Annotated in this window: 9 protein-coding genes; 6 read left to right on the top strand and 3 right to left on the bottom strand. The window is 69.9% G+C overall.

The features are described 5' to 3' along the window. Window positions 1-191: 191 nt before the first annotated feature. The 5 genes from E1298_RS39465 to E1298_RS39445 all read left to right on the top strand — a co-directional run bounded on the left by E1298_RS39465 (window position 192) and on the right by E1298_RS39445 (window position 5,929). Window positions 192-1,625, top strand: a complete 1,434-nt coding sequence (locus E1298_RS39465; protein WP_131902495.1) for a gamma-aminobutyraldehyde dehydrogenase — start codon at window positions 192-194, stop codon at window positions 1,623-1,625. 77 nt (window positions 1,626-1,702) lie between these two features. Next, the gene (locus tag E1298_RS39460; protein WP_131902494.1) at window positions 1,703-2,854 is read left to right on the top strand and encodes an ABC transporter ATP-binding protein; all 1,152 of its coding nucleotides are present in this window, start codon (window positions 1,703-1,705) and stop codon (window positions 2,852-2,854) included. Beyond that, window positions 2,851-4,086: a polyamine ABC transporter substrate-binding protein gene (locus tag E1298_RS39455; RefSeq protein ID WP_243726094.1), complete on the top strand. Its 1,236-nt coding sequence runs from the start codon at window positions 2,851-2,853 to the stop codon at window positions 4,084-4,086. Before E1298_RS39460 ends, E1298_RS39455 begins: the two co-directional genes overlap by 4 nt. A 137-nt stretch (window positions 4,087-4,223) precedes the next feature. Continuing rightward, a complete protein-coding gene (locus tag E1298_RS39450; protein WP_243726093.1) occupies window positions 4,224-5,084 on the top strand; it encodes an ABC transporter permease in 861 nt (286 codons plus the stop codon). Continuing rightward, window positions 5,081-5,929, top strand: a complete 849-nt coding sequence (locus E1298_RS39445; protein ID WP_131902492.1) for an ABC transporter permease — start codon at window positions 5,081-5,083, stop codon at window positions 5,927-5,929. Before E1298_RS39450 ends, E1298_RS39445 begins: the two co-directional genes overlap by 4 nt. A 107-nt stretch (window positions 5,930-6,036) precedes the next feature. On the opposite strand, the gene E1298_RS39440 is transcribed toward E1298_RS39445, so the two are convergent. After that, window positions 6,037-6,555 (bottom strand): PH domain-containing protein, encoded by a 519-nt coding sequence (locus E1298_RS39440; RefSeq protein ID WP_424923196.1) that lies wholly within the window; start codon window positions 6,553-6,555, stop codon window positions 6,037-6,039. Window positions 6,556-6,809: 254 nt separating this feature from the next. On the opposite strand from E1298_RS39440, the gene E1298_RS39435 reads away from it, so the two are divergent. Next, window positions 6,810-7,349, top strand: a complete 540-nt coding sequence (locus tag E1298_RS39435; RefSeq protein WP_243726092.1) for a hypothetical protein — start codon at window positions 6,810-6,812, stop codon at window positions 7,347-7,349. Window positions 7,350-7,368: 19 nt separating this feature from the next. Here the strand turns inward: E1298_RS39435 and E1298_RS39430 are convergent, their stop codons facing one another. Together E1298_RS39430 and E1298_RS39425 are read right to left on the bottom strand one after the other, a co-directional pair. After that, entirely contained in the window at window positions 7,369-8,559 is a 1,191-nt protein-coding gene (locus E1298_RS39430; protein ID WP_131902491.1) for a hypothetical protein, read from the bottom strand. A 161-nt stretch (window positions 8,560-8,720) separates the two neighbouring features. Next, window positions 8,721-9,524, bottom strand: coding sequence for a glutamate ABC transporter substrate-binding protein (locus tag E1298_RS39425; RefSeq protein ID WP_341770689.1), 804 nt, complete (start codon window positions 9,522-9,524; stop codon window positions 8,721-8,723). Window positions 9,525-9,539: the final 15 nt, after the last annotated feature.

Genomic DNA, 9,539 nt, shown 5'->3' with positions numbered 1-9,539 from the left:
CGGTGGGCGGGCGGCTGGGCCGTCATGGTGGGTCTCCTAGCTGCGGCATCGGGGGCGGTCGGGGTTGGGATCAAGTGAATCAGTCGTGAAATTGGATCGTAACAACGGAATCACTTGTATTGGCCGAGAACCTCTGTAAGGGTCGGGCCAATAGCGACACATCGGGCGACGGCGCCCAGGGAGGGTCGAGGATGAGCGGCGAAAGGCTGCGCAACTTTATCGGCGGCGAGTACGCGGACGCTAAGGACGGGCGGACGCTGGAGGTGGTCGACCCCAGTACCGGCGAGGCGTACGCGGAGGCGCCCGTGTCCGGCGCCGAGGACGTGGACGCCGCCTTCCGCGCCGCCGCTGACGCGTTCCCCGCGTGGCGCGACGCGACGCCGGGGGAGCGGAGTCTCGCCATGCTGCGTTTCGCCGATGCGGTCGAGGCGCGCGCGCAGGACCTGGTCGCCGCGGAGAGTCGCGACACGGGCAAGCCGCTCCAGATGACCCTGGACGAGGAGGTGCCGCCGATGGTGGACAACCTCCGGTTCTTCGCGGGGGCGTCCCGCGTGCTGGAGGGCAAGGCCACCGGCGAGTACATGGCCGACCACACGTCCTCCATCCGGCGAGAGCCGATCGGGGTCTGCGCCCAGGTGACGCCCTGGAACTACCCCATGATGATGGCCGTCTGGAAGATCGGGCCCGCGCTGGCGGCGGGCAACACGGTGGTGCTCAAGCCGTCCGAGACGACGCCGGTCAGCACCTTGATGCTGGCCGAGATCGCGGCGGAGTTCCTGCCGCCGGGCGTGTTCAACGTGCTGTGCGGCGACCGGGACACCGGACGTGCGCTCGTGGAGCATCCGACGCCGCAGATGGTGTCCATCACCGGGAGCGTGCGGGCGGGGATGGAGGTGGCCGCCTCGGCGGCCAAGGACCTCAAGCGCGTCCACCTGGAGTTGGGTGGCAAGGCTCCGGTCGTGGTCTTCGACGACGCGGACGTGGAGGCGGCGGCGTCGGGCATCGCCGAGGCCGGGTACTTCAACGCCGGGCAGGACTGTACGGCGGCCACGCGTGTTCTGGTGGCCGACCGGCTGCACGACGATTTCACCGCGGCGCTCACCGAGGCCGCCAGGGGGACCGTGGTCGGGCCTCCGAGCGACGCGGACGCCTACTACGGTCCCGTGAACAACTCTGGGCAGCTTGAGCGCGTCCAAGGGTTCCTCAACCGGGTGCCCGGTCACGCTCAGGTTCTCACCGGCGGCGAACGGGTCGGGGACCGTGGCTACTTCTTCTCGCCGACGGTCGTCGGGGGGCTCCGGCAGGACGACGAGATCGTGCAGAACGAGGTGTTCGGCCCGGTCATCACCGTCCAGAAGTTCGCGGACGAGCAGCAGGCCGTCGAATGGGCGAACGGCGTGAAGTACGGCCTGGCGGCCAGTGTGTGGACGCAGAACCACGGGCGGGCGATGCGCATGACCAAGGCTCTGGATTTCGGCGCGGTGTGGGTCAACACCCATATCCCGCTGGTGTCGGAGATGCCGCACGGTGGCTTCAAGCACTCCGGCTACGGCAAGGACATGTCGATGTACGGAATCGAGGACTACACGCGGGTCAAGCACGTCATGCACTACATCGGCGGCTGACCGGCGGTCTGACCATCGGGGGGTCCCTGCAAGCAGCGGTGTGCGCGCCGCGACCGAGCCGTGGAGGAACCCCGGCCATGACCGAGACCCAGTCCGCCCCGGCGCGCGACGACCCGGAGCGCGCAGTTCCCGCCATCGAGCTCGCCGGGGTGGAGAAGGACTACCACGCCTACGGCGAGACGGTCGCCGCGGTCTGCGGTGTCGATCTGGCGATCGCGCAGGGGGAGTTCTTCTCGCTGCTCGGCCCGTCCGGCTGCGGCAAGACCACGACCATGCGCGTCATCGCCGGCTTCGAGGAGCCGACGGCGGGCGAGGTCTACCTGCACGGGCGGAGCGTCACGGGCGTGCCCGCCAACCGGCGCGACGTGAACATGGTGTTCCAGTCGTACGCCCTGTTCCCGCATATGAGCGTCTTCGAGAACGTCGCGTTCGGCCTGCGCCGGCGCGGCGTCCCCAAGGGCGAGATCAAGGCGCGGGTCGGCGAGATGCTGGAGATCGTCGATCTGACGGGACGGGAGCGGCGCCGTCCTGCGGAGTTGTCCGGTGGGCAGCAGCAGCGGGTGGCGCTGGCGCGCGCGCTGGTCAACCGTCCGCGCGCCCTTCTGCTGGACGAGCCGCTCGGCGCGCTTGACCTCAAGTTGAGGCAGGCCATGCAGGTCGAGCTGAAACGGATCCAGCGGGAGGTCGGCATCACGTTCGTGTACGTGACGCACGACCAGGGCGAGGCGCTCACCATGTCCGACCGCATCGCGGTCATGAACGAGGGCCTGATCGAGCAGCTCGGGACGCCTCGGGAGATCTACGAGCATCCGGCGACGCGGTTCGTGGCCGGGTTCATCGGGACGTCCAACCTGCTGGACGGGGAGGTCGCCGAGGTCGGGGCCGGCCGCGCGGTGATCTCCTACGGGGCGGACGGGCGGATCGAGGTGCCGGTGCGGGACGGGCTGGAGGTCGCGGTGGGGGAGCGGCTGGAGCTGACCGTGCGTCCGGAGAAGATCGGGATCGGGTCGGACAGGCCCGGGGACGAGGTGTGCGGCGTCCGCGGGACCGTGACAGAGGTCGTCTACCTGGGCACCTCGACCAACTACAACGTCCTCACCTGCGGCGGGGCCGACGTCGTCGTGTTCCTGCAGAACGCCGCGTCCGCCGACGACATCGCCGTGCGCGGCGACGGCGTCTGGCTGTCGTGGGACCCGCGCCACTCGTACGCCATAGGAGCCCCCCAGTGAGCCACATCGATCCCGCGTTCCTGCGCGGACTCACGCGGCCGCGTTCGGTGCCGGCGCGGCGCGACTTCCTGCGGCTGATGGGCGTCGCGGGCGGCGGGCTCGCGCTGGCGGCCTGCGGCGTGGAGGGGCAGGGCGGCAAGGCGAAGGTCAGCCAGACCGACGTGCAGAAGTACTGGGCGGGCAAGGCGCGGACCGGGAAGCTGTCCTGGGCGAACTGGCCCGGCTACATGCAGGACGACCACGCGACCATCAAGGCGTTCGAGAAGGCCACGGGCACCAAGGTGACCTACAAGGAGGTCATCCAGGAGACCGGGCCGTGGTTCGGCAAGATCCAGGCGCCGCTGGCGGCGGGCCAGTCGATCGGCTTCGACCTGATGGTCATGACGAACGGCATCCAGCTGGAGAAGTGCCGGCAGCTCGGCTACCTGGCGCCGCTCGACCTGGCGCGGCTGAAGAACTTCGCGGCCAACGCCGGGCCGGGGTTCAAGAACCCGTCCTACGACCCGGGCAACGCCTTCACGATCCCGTACGAATCGGGCATCACGGGCATCGCGTACAACACCAAGTACGTCAAGGACGAGATCACCAGCATCGCCCAGCTCTTCGACCCCGGGTACAAGGGGAAGGTCGGCATGATGGGCGACTCCCAGGAGCTCGGGAACTTCGGGATGTTCCTGCTCGGGATCGACCCGGAGAAGTCGACCCCGGCCGACTGGGAGCGGGCCGCCGCCAAGCTCCGCGAGCAGCGCGACAAGGGGATCGTCCGCAAGTACTACAGCCAGGACTACGTCGACGCCGTCAGCAAGGGCGACGTGTGGATGACGATGGCGTGGTCCGGTGACGTCTACAGCCTGACGAGCCCGGACGTGAAGTTCGTGGTGCCCAAGGAGGGCGGCACCCTCTGGACCGACAACATGTGCATCCCGAGGACCGCCCAGAACCCGGTGGACGCGCTGACCCTCATGGACTGGCTGTACGTCCCGGCCAACAACGCGCCGCTGACGGAGTTCGTCAACTACATCACGCCCGTCCCGGGGACGAAGCAGATCATCGCGGCGGACGCGGCGAAGGCCACCGGCGAGGACAAGAAGGACCTGACCCGGCTGAGCACCAGCCCGCTGGTGTTCCCGTCCGAGACCGACCTGGCCCGGCTGCGGCACTACCGGCGGCTCTCCCAGGCGGAGGAGACGCGGTACCAGAAGATCTTCGAGCCCATCGCCAAGGGGTCCTGATGGCCGCGGGGCACGCGCCGAGCGGTCCGTCGAGCGGTCCGCCAAGCCGTCCGCCGAGCCGTTCGCCGAGCGGTCCGTCGAGCCGTTCGCCGAGCGGTCCGTCGAGCCGTTCGCCGAGCGACCGGGGCGGCGCGCGGGTGCGCGGGCGCGCGTGGCTCACGCCGTACCTGCTGATCCTGCCGAGCGGGCTCTGGCTGCTGGCGTTCTTCGCGATCCCGCTGGTGCTGATGGTGTCGCTGTCGCTCCAGACCGGCAACCTCATCGACGGGTTCCGGCAGACGTTCCATTGGCAGAACTACACCGACGGCCTGGACACCTACGGCGACAAGTTCGTCAGGTCGCTCTGGTACGGGCTGCTGGCCACAATCGTCTGCATTGTGCTCGCGTACCCCGCTGCGTACTGGATCGCCTTCCGGGGCGGCCGCAACAAGTCGACGTACCTGTTCCTGCTCCTGCTGCCGTACTTCGTGTCGTTCGTGCTTCGGACGGTCTCGTGGAAGCTGGTGCTGACCGACAACGGGCCCATTCTCGGCCCGTTGCGCGACCACGGGATCCTGCCGTCGGGCTTCCACGTCCTGGACACCGGGTTCGCGGTCGTGTCCGGGCTCTCCTACAACTTCCTGCCGTTCATGGTGCTGCCGATCTACGTGGCGCTGGAGCGGATCGACCCGCGCCTGGTGGAGGCGGCCTACGATCTGTACGCGGGCCGCGCGCAGGCGTTCGTCCGGGTCATCCTGCCGCTGTCGCTGCCGGGCGTCTTCGCCGGCGTGATCATGACGTTCGTGCCGGTCTCGGCGGACTACGTCAACGCCGAGGTGCTGGGCGGTCCCCGCAACACCATGATCGGCAACGTGATCCAGGCGGAGTACTTCGACAACAGCGCCTACCCGGTGGCGTCGGCGCTGTCGTTCGTGCTGATGGCGATCCTGCTGCTCGGCATCTTCGCCTACGCGCGGGCCCTCGGCACCCAGGACGTTCTGGAGGCGGCGCGATCATGACGGTCCTCACCCCGGGCAAGGCCCCGCCGCCGTCCCGCCCCTCCGCGCCCCGGCGGGGGCACCCGAGGCGCCGCCGGATCGCCGTCCTGCACGTCTACACCCTGCTGCTGATCGCGTGGCTGATCCTGCCCATCGCGATCATGATCCTGTTCGGGTTCAACGACACCCACAGCAAGCAGAACTTCCGCTGGGAGGGCTTCACCCTCAAGTGGTACGTGCACCTTTTCGACAAGGACGACCTCACCACGGCGGTGGTCAACTCCCTGACGATCGCGCTGCTGAGCACGCTCATCACCACGGTCATCGGGACGTTCGCGGGCCTGGCGCTCGGCCGCTACCGGTTCCGGGGCAAGGGCGCGACGAACCTCGTGCTGTTCATGGCGATCTCCTGCCCGGAGATCGTGATGGGCGCCTCGCTGCTGTCGATGTTCGTCACGTTCAACCTGCCGCGCGGCTACCTGACGATCCTTCTCGCGCACGTGATGTTCTCGATCGCGTTCGTGGCGGTGACCGTCCGCGCCCGGGTGGTGGGCCTGGACCCGGCGGTGGAGGAGGCCGCGCAGGACCTCGGCGCCGGGCCGTGGACGCGATTCCGGCTGGTCACCCTGCCGATGATCATGCCGGGAGTGATCGCGGGGGCGCTGCTGTCGTTCGTGCTGTCCATCGACGACTTCGTCATCACGAACTTCACCGGCGGCGCCACCGTCACGTTCCCGCTGTGGATCTACGGCTCGACGCGGACCGGGACGCCGCCGCAGGTCAACGTGATGGGCACGCTGATCTTCGCGGTCGGTGTCGTGGTGGCCCTGGTGTCCGCGCGTCGCAGCCTCCGCGCCCCCCGCTGACGTGGACATGCTGACGTGCACACGCTGACGTGTCGGTGTCGGAGCCGCCCGCTCCGGTGCGGACGTCATGCTCGGCCCTCTGCACAAGGGCGCGCTCTGGGCGCCGGTCAGTCCGGGGACTCGTCGATCGTGCCGAAGATGACGGACGAGACCTCCAGGTACAGCTGCTCCGGGTACGGCATGAAGCCGACGTTGCGGAGCGCCTGCTTCTGACCGGCCGACTCCATGACGAACTCGCCGTACCCGAGCATCCGTCCGGCGACGGAGCGCTCCAGTGCGATGTCGGTGACCTTCGCCAGCGGCATCATCGCGACGTTGCGGTTGAGGACGCCGCTGATCAGCATCACGCGGTGCTCGGTGACGAGGAAGAACTCGATCGACCAGGCGAGGACCTTCCAGACCAGGTAGCCCAGGGTGATCACCCACGCCCACCACACCCAGAACACGCCGGTGATGACGCCGGCGGCGCCGCAGGCGACGAGGCCGACGACCACGATCGACACCGGGAGCATCAGGACGGCGGGATGCCGGCGCACCGCGATGACGCGTCCCTCGTAGGCCATCAGATACTTGTCCACGGTCCGCGACGAGCTGTCGCGCTGCACCATCATGTCCTGCAGATTCACGGCGGCGTCCTCGTCATGATCCGGTGGGTCCAAACCTAGCCGAACGGACGGCGGTGCCGCAGGGACCTATGCGGTATGGAGCCGGTCCAGCACGGGCCGCGGCATCGGCCTTGTGCGCCGGGGATCGGCGGCTGATGATGTTCATCATGGACGGCGTGCGGGAGCCGGCGGAGGGAACCGTGCGGGAGCCACCGGAGGGAACACGGAGTGGTCATGCGGATGCGAGGGGGCCGCGAGGAGAGTTCGCGCCGGACGTGACCGGACGACCCGTCTGGCGGCTGCTGCTCCGGGGGCTCGGCGTGTACCTGCCGGGTTGGGAGGCGCCGACGGGCGCCGTGCGCGTGGTGGGCGCCGGGAAGGGCTTCGGGCCACCCGCGTTCCTCAACGGGGACGCCGGGTTCGGGGTGCAGGTGCCGGAGCGGCGCCGCGGCCTGGAACCCGACCGGGAGATCTACGTCCGGGGACGGGAGAACCCGAGTTTCGGCATCGTCGTCGCGGGCCCCTCTGCGGCGATCGGCAGCCGCGTCGTGGACGCGGGGGCGCTGATGCGGTTCGCGCGCAAGCTGACGTTCGAGGAACTCCTCGACACCGCCGACGCCGATTCGGTGCCTTACGCGGTCCGTGGTGCGCGTGCCGTGGAGAACGTGGTGTTCCTCGACAGGGCGGCGGGGCTCGGGCTCTGCGCGGAGGTGGAACCGGTGACGCGTTCCGTCAGGTGCCCGCTGTACGTCCGCCTGGGGTTTTCTGGGGATCGGACCGTACGCGCCTATGGGCTCGCCGCACAGAGCGCCTAGAACGGCGACAGGACGGGTTCTACGGGGTGCTGGCCCACGCGGTGAGGTCCCAAAGCTGGTGGGACGGCAGGTGCCGCAGCCGGACGGTGGCCGTGGCCGGGTCCCAGAACACCTCGTCGCTCTCCAGTTCCAGCGACTGCCCCGCCGTGAGGACCGCGCAGAGCAGCTCCTCGCGTGTCCGGACGGCCATGAGCGGGCCGATCTGCGCCACCGCGCCGGTGCTCTCGTTCAGCGTGCGCAGCAGGGCCTTGAGCGCCGCCTCGTCCTCCGGCGGGCGCGGCGGCTCGACGCCGGACGGCAGGCCCGGTTCGACGCGGGCGAGGCCGCGCCGCCCGTTGCCGTTGTGGGGCAGGTCGGCGCCGGTCGAGATGAGCAGCGCGCTGAACGCGCCCGCGAGGTCGTCCGCCGCCTGCCCGCCGAGGAAGTAGCGCCGCCGCTCGGGGGAGTCCGGCGCCGGGCCGTCCGCCCCCTCCGCCGTGCGGAAGCGGACGCTGAGCCGGTTCGCGCGCACGCACCGCTCGTACATGTCGGTGAGGATGTCCTGGAGCTGGCCGTCGCGCGTCCACAGCCGTCCCGTGGCGGTCACGGCGGCGCCGTCGGCGGGCGGGCGGGCGCGGCCGGTCAGCGCGGCCGTGACGGTGTCGTCCAGCTCGCCCTCGGTGAACTGGAGGAGCTCGGCGACGACGTCCTCGACGTCCTCCAGCGTCCGCGTGAGGGTGCGCTGGAGCTCCAGGATCTCCTCGCCGCCGCGCTCAAGGTCGGCGAGGCGGTCGAGCGCGGTGTCGACCTTGCCCTCCACGGCGGCGGCGCCGGTGCTCGTCGCCGCCCGCACGGACGTCTCCACCTCGGTCAGCTTGCGGCGCAGCGCGGCGAGCGTGACGCGCTGCTGTTCGAGGTCCTGGAGCCGCCCGGCCTGCGTCCGCAGGAAGTCGTCGGCCCGGTGGACGAGCCCGGCGAGCTCCTCGACCTGGCCGGTGTTCTGCCGGAGCCGCGTGTCGAGGGCGGGCAGCACGTCGCGCTTGACCCGCGACAGCTCGGCGGTGAGCTGCTCGCCGACCGTCACCAGGACGTTGTTCTGCTTGGTCACCTGCTCGTTCAGCTCGTCGATCCGCCGGGTGAACGCGTTCTGCTGGTCCCTGCTCTGCTTGCCGGCGTACAGCTCCAGCGCCCCGACCACGACGCACATCACCACCAGGATGACCGTCGTCATGGCACTCCTCAGGCGGCCGATTTCTCACTGATTGCGGGTTTTGATCGCGACCATAACTTACGATCGCGCGCGCCGACTGGAACTTACGTAACCGACTGATCTCAGTGGCCGCCCGGTGCCAACCGCCCACCGGAATCCGTCCCGTGACCGCGCCCGTGCGGTCAGTCACAGCCCTCGAACTGCGGGACGGTGGTGGTGACGTTGAGGTGGACCGGGCCGAACCACTTCTTCAGCAGCCGCGGCGCCGTGCCGTCCTGGTACATCTCCGTTATCGCCTTGTTGACCGCCTCGCAGCCGTCCGCGTCGCTCTTCCGGATGCCGATGCCGTACGGCTCGTCCGAGAAGGGGGCGTTCACGACCTTCAGCTTCCCGCCGCTCCGCGCCGCCCGCGCCGCGAGCCCGGCCAGGATCAGGTCGTCGGTGGACACCGCGTCCAGCCGTCCCGCCGAGAGGGCGTTGAGGCAGTCCTCATAGCCCTTCGCGGCGACCGGCAGCGCGGCGACGCCCCGCTCGTCGCGGACGCGCGGGAACGACAGCGAGCCCGGGACCCGGCAGAGCCGCTTGCCCTTCAGGTCGTGGACGGTCTTGATGCCGGCGTCGGACGCGCGGACGAGGATGTCCTGGTGGGCCACGTAGTACGGGCCCGCGAACGCCACCTTCACCTTGCGCTCGGGTGTGACGGAGTAGCTCGCGACGACCAGGTCCACCACGCCGGCGGACAGCATCGGCTCGCGGGTCGCCGAGGACACCCCGTGGAACGTGACCTTCGCCCCGGTGACGCCGAGGCGCGCGGCGACCTCCTTGGCGATGTCGATGTCGAAGCCCTCGTACACGCCGTTGACGCGCGAGCCCACCCCGGGCTGGTCGGTGTTGACGCCGATGACCAGCGTGTCCTTCGCGGTGACGGACCTTTCGCGCGCGTCGGCGACGCCGCACGCCCCGGTGGCCAGGACCACCGCCGCCACGGCGGCCCGCGACCC

The sequence above is a fragment of the Actinomadura rubrisoli genome (assembly GCF_004349215.1).
GTDB classification, from domain to species: domain Bacteria; phylum Actinomycetota; class Actinomycetes; order Streptosporangiales; family Streptosporangiaceae; genus Spirillospora; species Spirillospora rubrisoli.
This window is presented reverse-complemented; position numbering and strand designations above follow the sequence as displayed.

Coding starts and splice junctions, on each gene's coding strand:
- E1298_RS39465 (WP_131902495.1), top strand. CDS start 192: ATGAGCGGCGAAAGGCTGCGCAACTTTATCGGCGGCGAGTACGCGGAC.
- E1298_RS39460 (WP_131902494.1), top strand. CDS start 1,703: ATGACCGAGACCCAGTCCGCCCCGGCGCGCGACGACCCGGAGCGCGCA.
- E1298_RS39445 (WP_131902492.1), top strand. CDS start 5,081: ATGACGGTCCTCACCCCGGGCAAGGCCCCGCCGCCGTCCCGCCCCTCC.
- E1298_RS39430 (WP_131902491.1), bottom strand. CDS start 8,559: ATGACGACGGTCATCCTGGTGGTGATGTGCGTCGTGGTCGGGGCGCTG.